At 38.4% G+C, this 17,250-nt stretch carries 13 protein-coding genes and 1 pseudogene; 8 read left to right on the top strand and 6 right to left on the bottom strand.

The features are described 5' to 3' along the window. The first annotated feature begins 127 nt into the window (after positions 1-127). Entirely contained in the window at positions 128-1,000 is an 873-nt protein-coding gene (locus FLEMA_RS0160625) for an SDR family oxidoreductase (protein ID WP_218918552.1), read from the top strand. Positions 1,001-1,042: 42 nt separating this feature from the next. On the opposite strand, the gene FLEMA_RS75060 is transcribed toward FLEMA_RS0160625, so the two are convergent. From FLEMA_RS75060 to FLEMA_RS75045, 4 genes are all read right to left on the bottom strand, one after another. Further along, positions 1,043-3,004, bottom strand: a complete 1,962-nt coding sequence (locus FLEMA_RS75060; protein WP_159102739.1) for a sialate O-acetylesterase — start codon at positions 3,002-3,004, stop codon at positions 1,043-1,045. A gap of 534 nt (positions 3,005-3,538) precedes the next feature. Further along, on the bottom strand, positions 3,539-4,960 hold the full coding sequence (locus FLEMA_RS75055) for a CCA tRNA nucleotidyltransferase (protein ID WP_044173947.1): 1,422 nt from the start codon (positions 4,958-4,960) through the stop codon (positions 3,539-3,541). A gap of 156 nt (positions 4,961-5,116) precedes the next feature. Then, positions 5,117-5,680: an L-threonylcarbamoyladenylate synthase gene (locus FLEMA_RS75050; RefSeq protein ID WP_044173945.1), complete on the bottom strand. Its 564-nt coding sequence runs from the start codon at positions 5,678-5,680 to the stop codon at positions 5,117-5,119. A 97-nt stretch (positions 5,681-5,777) separates the two neighbouring features. Next, positions 5,778-7,400 carry a hypothetical protein gene (locus tag FLEMA_RS75045; protein ID WP_144080170.1) on the bottom strand — a complete coding sequence of 541 codons (1,623 nt, stop codon included), beginning with the start codon at positions 7,398-7,400 and terminating at the stop codon, positions 5,778-5,780. A 242-nt stretch (positions 7,401-7,642) separates the two neighbouring features. On the opposite strand from FLEMA_RS75045, the gene argS reads away from it, so the two are divergent. The 3 genes from argS (at position 7,643) to FLEMA_RS0160460 (ending at position 11,120) form a co-directional block, all read left to right on the top strand. Beyond that, complete coding sequence (gene argS, locus FLEMA_RS0160470; RefSeq protein WP_026997478.1) at positions 7,643-9,421, top strand: arginine--tRNA ligase; 1,779 nt, start codon at positions 7,643-7,645, stop codon at positions 9,419-9,421. A 71-nt stretch (positions 9,422-9,492) separates the two neighbouring features. Then, a complete protein-coding gene (locus tag FLEMA_RS0160465; protein ID WP_229359530.1) occupies positions 9,493-10,074 on the top strand; it encodes a glutathione peroxidase in 582 nt (193 codons plus the stop codon). Positions 10,075-10,220: 146 nt separating this feature from the next. Continuing rightward, positions 10,221-11,120, top strand: coding sequence for a 1,4-dihydroxy-2-naphthoate polyprenyltransferase (locus tag FLEMA_RS0160460; protein WP_026998023.1), 900 nt, complete (start codon positions 10,221-10,223; stop codon positions 11,118-11,120). Between the two features lie 41 nt (positions 11,121-11,161). Here FLEMA_RS0160460 and FLEMA_RS75040 read toward each other — a convergent pair whose 3' ends face one another. Next, complete coding sequence (locus FLEMA_RS75040) at positions 11,162-11,842, bottom strand: OmpA family protein (RefSeq protein WP_081681399.1); 681 nt, start codon at positions 11,840-11,842, stop codon at positions 11,162-11,164. A 167-nt stretch (positions 11,843-12,009) separates the two neighbouring features. Between FLEMA_RS75040 and FLEMA_RS0160430 the strand changes: the two genes are divergently transcribed. After that, positions 12,010-13,353, top strand: coding sequence for a tetratricopeptide repeat protein (locus tag FLEMA_RS0160430; RefSeq protein WP_026997477.1), 1,344 nt, complete (start codon positions 12,010-12,012; stop codon positions 13,351-13,353). A gap of 69 nt (positions 13,354-13,422) precedes the next feature. On the opposite strand, the gene FLEMA_RS75035 is transcribed toward FLEMA_RS0160430, so the two are convergent. After that, entirely contained in the window at positions 13,423-14,196 is a 774-nt protein-coding gene (locus FLEMA_RS75035) for an AMP nucleosidase (RefSeq protein ID WP_044173937.1), read from the bottom strand. Between the two features lie 145 nt (positions 14,197-14,341). On the opposite strand from FLEMA_RS75035, the gene FLEMA_RS0160405 reads away from it, so the two are divergent. The 3 genes and pseudogenes from FLEMA_RS0160405 to FLEMA_RS75030 form a co-directional block, all read left to right on the top strand. Beyond that, positions 14,342-14,785: a type I restriction enzyme HsdR N-terminal domain-containing protein gene (locus tag FLEMA_RS0160405; protein WP_026997475.1), complete on the top strand. Its 444-nt coding sequence runs from the start codon at positions 14,342-14,344 to the stop codon at positions 14,783-14,785. A 78-nt stretch (positions 14,786-14,863) separates the two neighbouring features. Then, positions 14,864-16,531 (top strand): alkaline phosphatase PafA, encoded by a 1,668-nt coding sequence (gene pafA, locus FLEMA_RS0160400; protein WP_026997474.1) that lies wholly within the window; start codon positions 14,864-14,866, stop codon positions 16,529-16,531. Positions 16,532-16,742: 211 nt separating this feature from the next. Beyond that, positions 16,743-17,250, top strand: a pseudogene (locus tag FLEMA_RS75030) (nucleotide sugar dehydrogenase); the annotation flags it as partial.

Raw genomic sequence — 17,250 nt, 5'->3', positions numbered from 1 at the left:
AGATTATAATGATTGAGGGGATTTTTTGTACATTCTTAATTAGTATGCTTGCATAATATTTTATTTTAAGCGATATTGACCTTGCAAACCAATACAACCATTATAAAAGAATATGTATAACCAACCGATGCTAAGAGATGGAGCCTTGCAAGGCAAGACTATCGTTGTTACAGGTGGCGGCACAGGCTTGGGAAGGTCGATGTCGAAGTACTTCCTCGAACTAGGTGCTAATGTAGTAATAGCCTCTCGAAAACTACCTATTTTAGAACAAACAGCCACAGAATTATCAGCTTTGACAGGTGGAAAAATTATTCCTGTAGCATGCGATGCTAGAAATTATGATGAGGTTGAAAATGTACTTAAAGTGGCTATTGAGCATTTTGGTTCGGTAGAAGGGCTTGTCAATAACGCCGCTGGCAATTTTATTAGCCCTACCGAACGCCTTTCTCACAAGGCTTTTGATGTAGTTGTGGATATTGTGCTAAAAGGTACTTACAATTTCAGCCTGGCTTTTGGTAAATATTGGATAGCCAACAATATCAAAGGAACAGTCATGAGTATTGTGACTACTTATGCTTGGACAGGGTCGGCTTATGTTGTACCTTCGGCAACGGCCAAGGCTGGCGTATTGGCTTTGACTCGTTCGTTAGCAGTAGAATGGGGTACAAAATATGGTATTAGGTTCAATGCTATTGCTCCTGGGCCATTTCCAACAGAAGGGGCTTGGGAACGGCTTTTTCCAGCTGAAGCAATGGGCCAAGAGCTGGCTCATAAGCTAAGTCCTGTTAATAGAATTCCTTTAAAGCGGGTTGGCGACCACCAAGAACTTGCCAATTTGGCTGCATTTTTAATGTCTGAGTTTTCGGCTTATATCAATGGCGAAGTAATTACGATTGATGGCGGTGAATGGCTTATGGGTGCGGGGGAGTTTTCGGATTTAAACGAAATTCCAGAAGAAAAATGGGATATTATTGCTCGTGCTGTACGTGGCAAAAAATAGTTTTTCACCTTGTGGAGTTTACTTATAACGCCACAAGGTATTTTAATTTTTTATCAACAAAATCTTACTTTGTGCCGTTGTTCCATCGGTGTATATAATTGTAGCAAAATAAATACCATTAGCCCAGTTTTTAGGTAATTTTATTTTTGAGCAATTATCTTGCTTCTCCAATTCCCATCCCTGTTGTTCTTTACCATTTATATCCACAATGTGCAGTTGTCGGATAATCTGTTGTGGCTTACTAAAAAGCTCGTCGCTAGTTGGATTTGGATACAAAATATTATTTTCAGCAACCTGCGGCTCATTAGCCAAAACTTTTGAATAGTCTATAATTTCTTTATTGGAGGAATATAGCGTTGAGCCATCGGGCATCAACATTTTTAAGCGATAAAAAGTAAATACTTCAAAAGGCTTTTTTCCTTTCCATTCACCCGAATTAAAATTACCACTTTCGGCATTTAGTGAATATATATCTTGATATGTTTTGCCATCATAACTTACTTGTAAAACATAATTTTTGGCTGAATACCCTGTAATAAAAGTCCATTTCAAAAATATTTCATCCTCCTTTTCCTCCATCGTAAAGCTAACTAATGGTGTCCAGCTAGCAGCTAACCCAAACGTATTTGAAAGCGTACTTGCCGCAAAAGGGGCATCGGAAACTACCCGTAAGCGATACTTTTCTAAAGCTAACCCAGAAGGAATTTTAACAACAACAGGACTGCCTGTACCTTGCCCAACCTCCAACAAATATTCGCCATTGGTATCTAATAGTTCAACTTTATATATTTTATTTTCGGTAGTTGCCCCCGTAAAGTAGACCCTAAAATCTTTATCGAATGGCACAACACTAGGCAGTATTCTTGGTACTAATGTAGTAACAGGCTGATAAGGCTGAGCTTTTTTAAAAAAAGTACTATCCAAGGCATTCATCCATGCTTTGGCAGCTAGTGTTAGCCCTTGAATACCTGTTTTGGTATTTTCAAAATGCCCATGTTCGGGTCTAGGAATTTGAATGGTATCGGTATTGGGGCCTTTAAATACAATATTATAAGGTACTTGTATCACCGAATCTTGCCCCATGATTACAAACTTTGACCATTCCGAACGCACCGAAACACTTGAACGAGCTACCGCCCAAGGTAAATTATAGCCAAAATCGGCCCTAGTTTTATTAATAACATATTGAAGATTATCACGATAATTTCTAGCTGAAGCCTCATTATGAGCCGCATCTGATTCGCCTTGTTGCCAAAGAATAGCTCGAATACCTGTTTGAGCCGTAATATATTTCAGGCTATTTCGTACATTGGCATAAGGCTGATAATTAGGCCAATATTTACCAACATACTGGTTATAGGCAAGATTTCCTTTAGCCGATTGGCTCCAGTTTTCGGAAGTAGCCGCAGCCCAACCACAATTGAGAAAAAAAACAGGAACATTATGTTTTTGTACTATCAAATCGGCCAGTTCACCCCAAAGCCACGATGAGTCGCCAGAAGGATAAACACTGGTGGTAGCTCGCCCTCGGCTTACATTTCTGAGTGTCATAGGCTCGTTGGGGGCTACTGTAATATCGTTATCCAAGCGTTTATTGAGTCGGTCTATCACATTTACACGGTCAGAGACATCTTTTGAACCTAAACCTTGTACCCCCATGGCATTTGACTGCCCTGCTATCAAAAATACCTCCCCCACTCCTATTCTATCAATAAGTTTTTCTTCGACAAGCGTTGTGTTATTCCATGCTCGCAGATACAGATCATACCAGCCAGAAGTTACAGCTATAGTTTCTGCAAACTCGGCATCTCCCAATGACTCTGTCAATATTTTCCAAGCTATCAATTTGCCTCCTTGCGGAGCTAATTGATATTCTATTTTAGTAACTGAACCACTGGTATATCCTGCAATAACTAATTGAGCTTTGTTGTCTAACCCCCTTTGTAATACCAATCGAGAAAAAGGGTGCAAAATATGTATTTGACCGCTTGCTTTGCAGGACAAACAATACAGTAATAAAACAAGAAATAACCGCCAAATCAGTTGCATAATATAATTGAGAACTAAGAAATATAATTTATATCAGATGTTAACTTTGCAAAACAAAATAAAGCACAAATCACTGAATAACAAAACATTACTATTTTTTAGCATAAATCCAATCTTGTATAAGATATTTTATTGCTATTGTTCTCTGTAAAATATGGTATCCTTTTTATAAAATGGTATCGCAGCAATTGGAGATTGAGAGGAAAGAATAGAAGGTACAAAGTGATTTGTTAATATTAACTTAGGCTGTTTTGTTGAAAACGGTTTTAACTTTTAGCCCATAAGGCAATTGATAGAGACATAATTTTGAAAGCTTATCTAGTCAAATAAATGAGCGTATTCAAATCTTTTAAACCAAAAGTAAGCCGATACTATATTTCGCCAGAGGTATAGCATCGGCTATCAACATTTTTAGTAACTGGCAAATAAATTCGCCAGCTAGTAGGAAAAAATAACTTGTTGCAAAAATCTCGTACTATCAGCTCGTATTTATAGAGCAGGCGTTAATCCCAATTTTCGCCCTTCTTCTAGTACAAAAGGCATACCCGATTCTATGGTATTTTCGATTTGTCCTTCTAAAATAGCTTCCCTGACAGCCACTTTGATAAGTCCTACTTCCTTTGAAGGGCTAATTCCAAAGGTTTCCATAATCATTTCACCAGTAATTACAGGCTGAAATTTACGGAGTTTATCATTTTCTTCTACCTCTTTGAGCTTTTGTTCAACAATATCAAAATTACGCAAATATCGCTTTACTTTTTCCCCATTCTTAGACGTAATATCGGCACGACAAAGGGTCATCAAACCTTCCAAATCTTCGCCAGCCTCAAAAAGTAATCGTCTGAGTGCCGAATCTGTGATAGTTTCTTTCGACAAAGCTATTGGGCGTAAATGCAAGCGAACCAAGCGTTTTACATATCGCATTTTTTCATTCAGGGGCAAACGCATATTGGTAAAAATAGGCTTTACCATTTTTGCTCCGGCCTCCTCGTGTCCATGAAAAGTCCATCCTTTTTTCTTATCAAATCGTTTGGTTGCAGGTTTGGCAATATCGTGTAAAATTGCCGCCCAGCGAGTCCACAAATCATCACTTTTTTTGGCTACATTGTCAAGTACCTGTAATGTATGGTAAAAGTTATCTTTATGACCTTTCCCTTCTTCTGTTTCTACTCCTTTTAGTTTACAAAACTCAGGGAATATCAAATCCAACAAACCACACGTATCGAGTAATTTGAAGCCATAAGAAGGCACACTCGCCAAAATAATTTTATTGAGCTCTTCGGTGATACGCTCTTTTGAGATAATCTCGATGCGGTCTTTCATAGCAATAAGGGCATCGAAAGTATCGGGATGAATATCGAAATTGAGCTGTGTAGCAAATCGAACAGCACGCATCATACGCAGTGGGTCGTCTGAAAAAGTAATATCGGGTGCTAATGGAGTTTTGACAATTCTACGACGCAGGTCAGAAATACCATCGAATGGATCTATAAGCTCGCCAAAATCAGCCTTATTGAGTGAAATAGCCATTGCATTAATAGTAAAATCACGTCTATTTTGGTCATCTTCGAGTGTTCCATCTTCTACGATTGGCTTTCGAGAATCGCTTCGATACGACTCTTTCCTGGCTCCAACAAACTCTACCTCCCAGTCATCAATACGTATCATTGCCGTTCCAAAGTTTTTGAATACAGACAAATAGGTGTCGTCTCTTCCCGATTTTTTGGCTACTAATTCTGCCAATTCAATACCTGAACCAACGCATACAATATCAATATCTTTGGAGGGTCTTTTTAAAATCAAGTCACGTACAAAACCTCCTACGACATAAGTACGAACGTTGAGCTGCTGTGCCGAATCGGCCACCAACTGAAATATTGGATTACTATGTAATGTTTCTGTAAAATTCATATTTTCTAGCCCAATACAAATGGCTATTCATTAACTTTTGGCTCTGCAAAAGTTTTAATTATTTGTTGTAAGTAATCAAAAAGACAAGCTTTCTACTAAATAAACGCCTATCCATTAGCTATTTAGTAGTTATCGTTTCTAGTTGATATACTTAGCTTATTTTCTGATAAACTCAAATTCACCATAAAGCCCTAATTTGACAATTTGCGAAGGTTGAGGATTAGGGTTTTCACCTTTGGGGTTCTTTAAAACATAATCAACCTGAGCAATTAAGTCGGGATGAATATCGGCAAAACTTTGTGGACTAGGCTGCCCCGAAAAGTTGGCAGAAGTGGATACAATGGCTCGCTCCATTCGGTAAACTAACCCTTTGCAAAATTCATCTTTTACCAAACGAATAGCAATACTACCATCGGGCCCCATCAAATTAGGAGCCAGGTTTTTGCCTTTAGGATATATAACGGTCAACGGCTTTTCGGCAAACTCTACCAAATTCCAAGCTAGTTCGGGTATTTCAACTACATACTCCGACAATTGTTCTACTTTAGAAATCAACACGATAAACGCCTTATTTTCAGGACGTTTCTTAATAGACAATAATTTATCTACTGCTTTTTCGTTGCGAGCATCACAACCCAAACCCCAAATAGTATCGGAAGGATACAAAATGGCATCGCCTTTTTTTAAATGACCAACAGCTTCTTTATATAACTCAATCATACTATTTTATTTTTTCACAAAGATACAACAATAATGGATTTGATATGTTTTTTGTCAAATACCACTTTCTTGATAAAACAAGATATGTTCTCTGTTTTTACTGACCATTAACCACACCAGAGGAGTTAGAATAGGTTAATTTACGAAGGTAAAATAATTCGGTATCAGGCGTATCTGCCCTTTTCCCTTCTACTTTGCGTGTTCCCCATGCTATAAAAAACTGCTTATACCAAGCCGCTACGGTGGCCTCTTCATCTATTCGATTGGTGGTTTCATCGGATTTTATTTCAAAAATTGCCTTTTCGCCCACCAACTTATTTTCATGAATCCGTTGAGAATAGACCTTTCCTTTTTCAAAATAAGCCATCACTAGCTCGTTGCCCAAATGGCTTACTTGAATCTGTTCTACCAAATCTTTGCTTTCTAGGTTATCCATTATCATGGCGTTGTCCCACAAAATTTTTCCTTTGAGGTCAAACTCACAAACAACCGCATGTGTAAACCTGTAGCTAAGAGCTTTGTCTTTGGCTACTTTGTTTCTTAAACTAGCACCCACCATCATATAATTAGACGAACTATAGCTTGTAGCACTAGGGTAGTACACTTCGGCTACCAATAAAAATCCTCTAGGTGTTTTTTCGAGGTTATGCACCAATAATTTGTAGGTAAAATGTGGTTCTTTACCTTCTTTTTTCTTTTTCTCAATTTTTTCACGAACTCGCTCCTGCCTTTTGGGCGACATATAGCTGAAAAAGCTCTGCAAATCCGCAAAAGTGATGGTACTTGTCCCTTTCTCTTCGCCATCTTCGAGTCGGGTCAGATAGAGTCCTTTTGAATATTCGCTACAATTGGTTGAATAATTCCCCACAAGCATACTTTCATGCTCAGAAATCGGCAGCATTTTGCCACTAATAAAGCTCAAACTGTTGTTATCGATAGTTGGAACATGAATACTTCTTAGCAATTTGCCTTCATACGAATAACTCTGAATACCCAAGCCACAGCGCCCATTGCGGCGTTCTTTGATAATAACATTGAGTTCGTTTCTTTTTTCATCAATTTCCAACGCATTTACTTCAAGGTGTTTGTCATAAATACCATGCAGCACTTTGGAAGCCTGATTGAAGAAAGAAAAAGAAAGTACTACGGGCTTATCAAAATAAACACCTCCAATAAATGCGGTATTACCTAATACCTTAAAATGTGAAATATCGACCACACCCAAGAGTTTTCCTTTAAACTCGTCGAGCTCACCTATGGCAAGATCGAGCCTCATTATCTGGATATTAACTGTTTCGGGTTCGATAAACAGCCAAAACAAATACTCTTTGTTTTGAAAAGATAAACTTGGCTCAAAGTTGTTGGGAATTTCAAATTTGGTTTTCCAAAGTTCCTTCAGCGACGAGTCTATTCTCACAAAATCCCAAGTAATACTTTTGCCAAAAACCTCATTTTTTTCAAAAGTCAGCAATGCCCCTGCATCTTGCAAGGGTAACAAATCCATTTCTTGGCTTTGTTTGGGGTCTTTAATATATTCTAATTGAGCAATTTGCTGAAGCTGTGCCATTCCCGAAAAAGAAATCAATAAAAGGCAAAACACCCATAGTGATAGCCGATTATATACCTTCCTGAGCCGTAAAGGCATATTATGTAATAGGACAATAACAACCCGCTGAAAACGAGCATATAATCTTGTGTTAGCAGAAAAAAACCGATTCATAGTTAGAGCGTTTATTACTACAACAAGTTACACAAATCAATGTTTAGTCAAAAGAAAAACCTACGAGGTTTTCATCTTGTGGTATGGTTAAAGCGGGGATTTTGGCTAATTTTGCAAACTTAATTGGTGGGCTCGTCTGAAATACACAATTCAACAGGCATTTTTCAATAAAATACTGGTCGATTTTGTCATAAAACCAACTGTAGCCCTATCAGCTTTATTACTGGAAACATTTCCTCGCAATGAACATCGAAAAAATATTACAAGACAGTATCCAAACAGCCCTCAAAAATGAATTTGAGGTAACCGAAGCCCATATTGCCCTTCAGCCTACTCGTAAGGATTTTGAAGGGTTTTATACATTCGTAGTATTTCCTTATGTAAAAGCCCTTCGCAAATCGCCTGCCGAAATCGGGAATGCTATTGGCAATTACCTTATTGCTAATACTTCTATTGTAAGTGCATTCAATGTTGTACAAGGTTTTTTGAATATCTCAATTGCAGATTCGGCATGGACATCGGTATTTCATACCATTGCCGCAGATACTAGCTTTGGCCAACTTACCCCCAAGGACGAAACCGTTATGGTGGAGTATTCTTCGCCAAATACCAATAAGCCTTTGCACTTAGGGCACCTGCGCAATAACTTTTTAGGCTTTTCGGTAGCACAAATTTTGGCAGCCAATGGCTACAATGTAATCAAAGCAAACCTTGTCAACGACCGTGGTATTCATATTTGTAAGTCGATGTTGGCTTATCAAAAATTTGGCCATAACGAAACGCCCCAATCGGCCAACCTGAAAGGTGACCATTTGGTAGGAAAATACTATGTAGAGTTCGACAAACACTACAAAGTAGAAATAGATGCCCTAAAAGCACAGGGGCTGTCGGAAGATGATGCCAAAAAACAAGCTCCATTGTTGCTCGAAGCCCAAAATATGCTATTGAAATGGGAACAAGGAGACGAAGAAGTGGTGGCACTTTGGCAAAAAATGAACGATTGGGTATTTGAAGGTTTTGCCCAAACGTACAAAACAATGGGGGTTAGTTTCGATAAAATGTACAAAGAATCGGCCACTTATTTGTTGGGTAAAGAAACCGTAGAAGAAGGTTTGGCAGCAGGTGTTTTCTTCAAAAAAGAAGACGGTTCAGTATGGATTGACCTCACCGACGAAGGACTTGACCAAAAACTAGTTTTGCGTAAAGATGGTACATCGGTATATATTACCCAAGATATGGGAACAGCCGATTTGAAATACAAAGATTTTGGTATGTCAAAATCACTGTATGTAGTAGGCAACGAGCAGGACTATCACTTTGAAGTATTATTCAAAATTTTGAAGAAATTAGGCCGTCCGTATGCAGAAGGTTGTTATCATTTGAGCTATGGTATGGTCGACCTGCCATCGGGTAAAATGAAGTCACGCGAGGGAACAGTGGTAGATGCCGACGACCTAATGCAAGAAATGAAAGATACTGCCCGTGAACGTACCGATGAATTAGGCAAAATTGATGGTTTCTCAAAAGAAGAAGCAGAAGAACTTTACCAAACCTTGGCAATGGGTGCTTTGAAATATTTCTTACTAAAAGTAGACCCCAAGAAAAGAATGCTGTTTAACCCTGCCGAATCTATTGACTTCCAAGGCAATACAGGGCCATTTGTACAATATACTCACGCTCGTATTTGTTCTATCTTGAAAAAAGCAGTAGATTTAGGTATTGATATTGCAACGCCAAGCCAATATGCCCAACTACACGAAGTTGAACGTGAAATTATCTTTATACTAAGCGAATATCCACAAAAAGTAGCAGATGCAGGACGCGAATATTCGCCAGCCTTGATTGCCCAATATGTGTACGATTTAGCTAAATCATACAACCGACTTTTTGCAGATTTGAGCATATTTAATGCCGAAAGCCCAGAGGCGATGCAGTTCAGAGTACAGTTATCAAAATGTGTTGGCGAAACAATTAAGAAAGGAATGGCGTTATTAGGTATAAATGTTCCTAATAGAATGTAACAACCTTTTCTAATTAGTGCATTCACATGAAAAAGCCCTTGTTAATAATCATTTTAACTATCATCACAATTATGATTCTGAAACTAATGAAAATCGGAAGTTTATTGAGTGCATTGGCCATTCCTTTTACTCAAAACGACATCGAAAGCAAACCCGCTGGAATAGAGGTAGTTGCTAGTAAATCGTTGTATGATTTTAAAGTAAAATCATTGGAGGGAAAAGTCGTAGACCTTTCTATCTACAAAGGTAAGAAAGTGGTTATCTTGAATACTGCATCCAAATGTGGCTTTACGCCTCAATATGCAGACTGGGAAGCGTTTTATAAAAGCCATAAAGACAAAGTCGTAGTATTGGGCTTTCCGTCTAACGAATTTGGTGGACAAGAGCCTGGTTCTGACAGTGAAATTTCTTCTTTTTGCCAAAAAAACTACGGAGTTAGCTTTCCTATGTTCTCGAAGGTAGTTGTGAAAGGTGATGGCAAATGTGACCTTTACAAATGGCTTACTACCAAAGAACTAAACGGATGGAACGACAAAGAACCATCTTGGAACTTCTGCAAATACTTGATTAATGAAAAAGGAGAGCTTGTTAATTTCTTTGCCTCGAAGGTAAAACCTGATAGTGAAGAATTTTTAGCGGCTATCAATAAGTAATTTTGTGATTTTAGCCAATGGTGAATAAAAGCATTCGTATTTTTGAGAATGTTTTTATTCACCATTTGTATTTAAGCAGTTGAGTGAATAACCCATGAAGCTATTTTAAAGATATTTTTTGTAAATACATTAACGGATCCTAACAAATGAAAAATTGGATATCTGCTGCTCGTCCACGAACCTTACCTTTGGCATTAGCCAGTATTCTAATGGGAAGCTTTTTGGCGGCTGGGCACGATGCTTTCTCTTGGAAGATTTTTTGGCTCGCTGTACTCACCACCACTTTCTTACAAGTACTATCTAACTTTGCCAATGATTATGGCGATACCGTAAGTGGCGTAGACAATGCCGACCGCAAAGTGGCTACTCGTGCCGTACAAACAGGAGCTATTACCCGTGAACAAATGCGTAATGCTATTATTTTGATGTCGGTGTTGTCATTTATTGCAGGTTCTTGGCTCATTGTAGAAGGCTTGAGCAATACAAGTTTCAAAACTATTCTTAGCTTTTTTGGCTTAGGGATTTTGGCCATTATTGCGTCTATTACTTATACCGTTGGAAAAAAACCTTACGGCTATATGGGTCTTGGCGATATATCGGTACTTATATTTTTTGGCTGGGTTGGTGTAATGGGTACGTACTTTTTGCACACTCATCAGTTTGATTGGTACAACTTTTTACCAGCTACCTCTTGTGGGCTTTTTGCGGTGGGGGTTCTCAATATCAATAATATCAGAGATATTGAATCGGATACAAAAACGGGAAAAAACTCTATTCCTGTGCGTTTGGGAAAAGACAAAGCCGTAATATACCACTGGATTTTGTTAATAACAGGTTTTTTATGTGCTGTGGTTTATACCAGCATTATGCCCGAAGGTAGCCATTGGATTCACTGGATATTCTTGATTACCTTACCATTGCTTATCAAAATAGGTAGAGGTGTCGCAGAGGGCCAAACGCCTGCACAAATTGACCCTTTTTTAAAAAGAATGGCTTTAACAACCCTTCTTTTTGTAATTACTTTTGGACTAAGCCAAATTTTATAGCCTTACGGCTAGCTAGTAGTTCTTGCCGATAGAACTATTAGCTAGTTGTTTGTTGCCAATCGCATATCGCTACTAATTTTATCATATAAACTTTTGTGCGGCATCACAAAAATTTCCATTCTTCTGTTCATTCTTTGGCCTTCAGGAGTGGCATTTGTAGCAATTGAATTGCGTTTTCCATACCATGCGGCTTTGAGTCTTTGGGGTGCAACACCCATTAATACCAAGTAATTGGCCACTTGCGAAACCCTTCTCAAGGATAATCTATCGTTATAATCATCTGTTCCGTTGTCGTCGGTATAGCTTTCAATAATCACCGAAGTATAAGGGTACATTTGCAAAACTCTTCCTAAATTTCCGATATTCATTTTTGCAAATTCAGATGGTACTTCGCTATTGCCAATAAAATAAGAATCGGTGTCAAAGCGTATATGGATTAGCTTGGGGTTTACTTTATTGACAGGGCTAATTTTAATTTGCTTTTTAAGCTCAGCCGTCTGAGCGTCAAAGTATTGGTTCATTCGTTCTTCAGCCGACAGCACCCGTGCTTGGGGTGGCGAGTACGTTTGTCCAGAAGAGTAACTACTATTGGTTCTGTTCCATCGGGTATCCTCTACAATAGTGTTTCTATTGAAAATTTGGCATCCCTCCATAAATAAACCCAAACCAAGGAAAAGTCCTAATGCAATCTTTTTTATGTTGTATCGGTAGTCAAATTTCATGACAGTTTATCTTTTAATTTTTGGCTGTAAGCTAATTTTTCAGTAATTTGGCTGAATCTTTGATATTCACAAAGTTATAAAACAATTCGTAAGGTTAGTCTATCCCATTACTTCATTTTTCAGATAACTAACTAATCACTAAAACTTATTTTTTCAATTTTGACCCTATGAAAAAGAGTTTTTATTCTTCTTTATTATCCATTTTGCTGATTAGTTTCAACGGATATTCACAACAAACACTACCTACCCAGACTTTTCAGGAGTTGATGGATTTGGGAGTCATGCAAAGTCGTCAAGGCAATTATCCAGCAGCACAAAATTATTTCACACAAGCTCTTCAGCTTCAGCCCGACAACGCTGTGGCTTTCTATAGTAGAGGTGTAACAAAATCAAACCTCAAAGATAACCGAGGTGCAATCAACGATTTTGACAAAGCTATTGAAATCAACCCTCGTTATGCCGATGCGTATGTGGGGCGTGGTACAAGCAAAGCTCGCCAAGATGACCACAAAGGTGCATTACAAGATTATAACCGTGGTATCGACCTCAACCCTGTAGATGCCAATGCTTATTTTAGTCGTGGTTATAGTAAGTCTAAATTAGAAAATTATAAAGGTGCACTTTCTGATTACAACAAATCTTTGGATTTGACCCCCGACAATGCCCTAGGGTATTCTGCCAGAGGTGTAGTTAAGCAAAAATTAGAAGATTACAAAGGGAGTTTAGAAGATTTTTCAAAAGCAATTGAACTTAGCCCCAAACGACCGTCTTCATATTCTGGCCGTGCTTACAGCAAAATGAAAATGACCGATTATAAAGGTGCTATCGCTGACTACGGAAAAGCTCTTGAAATTAGCCCTGAAGATGCAGAATCGCTATATTATCGTGGTTTCTGTAAAAGCCAGATGGAAGACTATGCTGGAGCTCAAATTGATTTTGACAGAGCTTTGGGCCAAGACCCCGAAAATGCTCCTGCTTACTATGGCCGTGGTTTTGCTAAAAATAAATTAGGTAAAACAAAAGAAGCTATTGATGATTTCAACAAAGCTGTTTCTATTGGCAATATCGAATCTAAAAAAGTGATTTTTGCTGGCCCTATTACTAAGCAAATCCTAGACGATTTGCGTAGTGGTGTGTCTGAAAGATTGAAAATGGCAGAAATGTCGTCTGAGCGTTCGGAAGTATATTTTAACCGTGGGCTTTCTAAAGCAAAAATCGGTGATACGAAGTCGGCTATTGAAGATTATAACAAAGCTATTGCATTAAACCCTACTTTTGCAGAAGCGTATTTTACCAGAGGTATGGTAAAATCGCAATTGGGCGACCAGCGTTCGGCTATTCAAGATTGTACCAATGCCCTCAAATTGAACCCTAAATATGCCGAAGCATTCTATGTACGAGGTATTATTCGTCATGCCTTGGGCGATATGGAAGGTTGCAACGACTTGAGTAAAGCAGGTGAACTAGGATACACAGCAGCTTATGCCGTTATTAGAGACTTTTGTAATTAATCTAATAGTGATATTCACAAAAAAGCCTGTTTAATCACTTAAACAGGCTTTTTTTGTGAATATAAAGGGCTATTCAAAACGAAGGTGTTTCACTGATTCGCCAGACATTGCCAATTCTTCAAGAGAATCAATACCAATTTGCAGGTGTTTTTCTACAAAATTGACCGTTACTTTTTTATCACTTTCCTCTGTTTTTACACCATCGGGAGTCATTGGGTTGTCTGATACCAATAATAAAGCTCCGTGTGGAATTTTGTTGGCAAAACCTACTGTAAAAATAGTAGCCGTTTCCATGTCTATTCCCATTGCACGAATATCTGTCAAGTACTGCTTAAACTGCTCGTCGTGCTCCCAAACACGGCGATTGGTAGTGTATATCAACCCTGTCCAATAATCAAGTTCGTGTTTTTTAATCATAGAAGAAACAGACCTTTGCAATCGGAAAGAAGGCAAGGCTGGCACTTCTTTAGGCATGTATTCGTCGGAAGTACCCTCTCCCCTTACGGCAGCAATAGGCAAAATCAAATCACCAAGAGCAAGATTCTTTTTTAAGCCGCCACATTTTCCTAAAAATAAAACAGCTTTAGGTTCTATGGCTGTCAGAATGTCCATTACAGTAGCGGCCATTGGCGAACCCATCCCAAAATTAATAATGGTAATATTATTAGCTGTAGCAGTTTGCATTGGACGGTCGATACCGTTGATAGCAACACCAAACTGATCAGCAAACATATCTACATAATTTCTGAAGTTGGTCAATAAAATATATTGTCCAAAATCTTCGATAGCTGTGCCAGTATATCTTGGCAACCAATTGTTTACTATTTCCTCTTTTGTTTTCATACCTGATGAAGTGGTTGTTTAGTTAGAATTTGATTTGAAAAATTAAGATGAGGTTGATACAGAATCGTCTAAATTCATACTTTCTGGGCTATTTTTCGGTCTATTAGCCGTATATTTGCCTTCTTAATTACTGAATTGATTTGTTATGGAGTTACTCAATCTTCCTACATTTGACTACAAATTAAAAAAAAATGATGGAAAATTATACATTTTCGACGAGCTTCGCAAAAAGTATCTGATTCTAACTCCCGAAGAATGGGTGCGTCAGCATTTTGTACATTACCTGATTAAACAGCACCAATACCCCAAAAGTTTAATCAAGTTGGAAAGTGGTTTACAATACAACCAGCTCCAAAAGCGAACCGACATTCAGGTATTTGACCGCAACGGTAGCCTATTTATGATTGTAGAATGTAAAGCTCCATTTGTAGCACTCAATCAGGGCGTTTTTGAACAAATAGCTCAATATAATCAGGTTCTGAGAAGCCCATACTTGACCATCACCAATGGTATGACACAGTTTTGTTGCCAAACTAACTGGGAAACCCAGAGTATTCATTTTTTAGAAAACATTCCTATTTTACCCTAATTTCACAAAAGGATAATCATAGACCCTCAACTACTTAACTTGGGGTTTACTTATCTTTGTGAAAAAACTACCTTTATTATGCATAAAAAAATATTAGTTCTGTTACTTGGCCTTTGCCCAGTTCTAACAGATTTGCAAGCACAAACTACTACCAAAAAAACTGTAGCATCAGCCTCCAAAATAACTCCTGCCAAACCCAAGCTAGTAATAGGTATTGTTGTTGACCAAATGCGGTACGATTACCTATACCGTTATGCCAACAAATACTCGGCAGGTGGCTTTAAACGACTAATGGGTGAAGGCTTCAATTGTAGAAACAACCATTATGATTATGTACCAACCGTAACTGCGGCAGGTCATGCGGCTATCTTTACGGGTTCTGTACCTGCTGTTGACGGTATTGTTGGCAATGAATGGTTTGATGCCAAAACAGGCAGAACTGTTTATTGTGTTGAAGATTCAACCGTAAAAACGGTAGGTTCGGGTACTTCGGCTGGCTTGATGTCACCTAAAAACCTCTTGGTATCTACTATTACCGACCAATTAAAAATCGCCAATAATCATCAATCCAAAACCATTGGTATTGCCCTCAAAGACCGTGGTGCTATTTTGCCTGCTGGTCATACAGCCAACGCTGCTTACTGGTTTGATTCAAAAGATGGACATTGGATCACCTCTTCGTTTTACATGAATGATTTGCCACAATGGGTAAAAGATTTTAATGGTCAGAAAAATGCCCAAAAATATATTGCTCAAGGCTGGAATACCCTTTTGCCTATCGACCAATATACAGAAAGTACTGCCGATGACCAACCGTTTGAAGGCAAATTGAGTGGCGAATCAAAACCTGTATTTCCTCATGAATTAGCTGCACAGGCAGGTGTTAATTTGTTAGAGGTAATTCGCTCAACGCCTTATGGCAACTCGCTAACCAAGGATTTTGCCGTGTCGGCTATTCAAAATGAGCAACTAGGTAAAGGCAATCTAACAGATTTCTTAACTGTTAGCTTTTCGTCTACCGATTATGTAGGCCATGCTTTTGGTCCTAACTCTATCGAAGCAGAAGATACTTATTTGCGTTTAGACAAAGATATTGCTAGTTTATTGACTTTTCTGGATGGCTATTTAGGAAAAGAAAATGTATTGGTGTTTTTGAGTGCCGACCACGGTGTAGCTGATGTACCAGGCTACTGGCGTTCAAAGAAACTCCCTGCTGGTACTGTTGAAGGCGTAAATATTACCAACAATGTCAAAGAAGCCCTTAAAGCAGCCTTTGGAGAAGGTGATTTTATTCGTGCCGACGAAAATAACCAGCTGTATCTCAACCACACAACCCTAAAAGCTCGTAATATTTCACAGTCGCAGGTTTATCAAGTAGTTAGAGAAGCTCTTTTGAAAAGAGATGACATTGCCGATGTGATAGATTTACAAAATATCGCTAATGCTACCGTACCAACTTACCAGTTGGGTTATATCAGAAACGGCTACAATCCACGACGTAGCGGAGATATTCTTTATTTCCTAAACCCAGGTTGGTTTACAGGTAGAAAAACAGGTACTACTCATGGTTCGGTATATCGTTATGATACTCACATTCCATTACTTTTTTACGGCTGGAAAGTAAAACATGGCGAAACATCACAGCGAACCAATATTTCGGATATTGCCCCTACAGTAGCCGATTTATTGAGTATTTTAGAACCTAACGGAACAGTAGGGAATGTCATAACAGACGTGGTAAAATAAAGATTATTAGCCTCCTAGCCCGTTCAATAAAAGAGACCTAATCATTTTAGGTCTCTTTTTACTTTTCTTAATAAAAAAGCTTATTTTTGAAGAATATCTAGTTTGATATATTTTTAGTTAGATAAAAGTAGAAATACATTCTTTTTATTAATACTTTTAAGCTCAACTATTATATTTTCTCAACGTTTAATAGAACATATCGTCTGTATTTATGAAAATTGCTGTAATCGGAACTGGCTATGTGGGCCTTGTAACAGGGACATGTTTTGCCGAGACAGGAAATCAAGTCACCTGTGTTGACATCGACGAAAAGAAGGTCGAAAAGATGAAGAATGGTATCATTCCAATTTATGAGCCAGGTCTTGATGTATTATTTAACCGAAATACCGCCGAAGGAAGATTAAAATTTACGACCAATTTAGCTGAGGGAATCCAAGATGCCAAGGTGATTTTCTTGGCATTGCCAACACCTCCAGGTGAAGATGGCTCAGCAGACTTAAAATATATATTGAAGGTTGCTAATGACTTGGGGCCTATTTTGGACCAATACGTGGTGGTTATCGACAAGAGTACCGTACCTGTGGGTACAGCCGAAAAAGTACATGCTGCTATTGCCAAAAATGCTTCAGTGGAGTTGTTTGATGTGGTATCGAACCCCCGAGTTTTTGCGTGAGGGTGTAGCCGTAGAGGACTTTATGAAGCCCGACCGTGTGGTGATT

The organism is Flectobacillus major DSM 103 (genome assembly GCF_000427405.1).
GTDB lineage: Bacteria > Bacteroidota > Bacteroidia > Cytophagales > Spirosomataceae > Flectobacillus > Flectobacillus major.
Note: the sequence above shows the minus strand (reverse complement) of the source record. Positions and strands in the feature narration are given on the sequence as shown.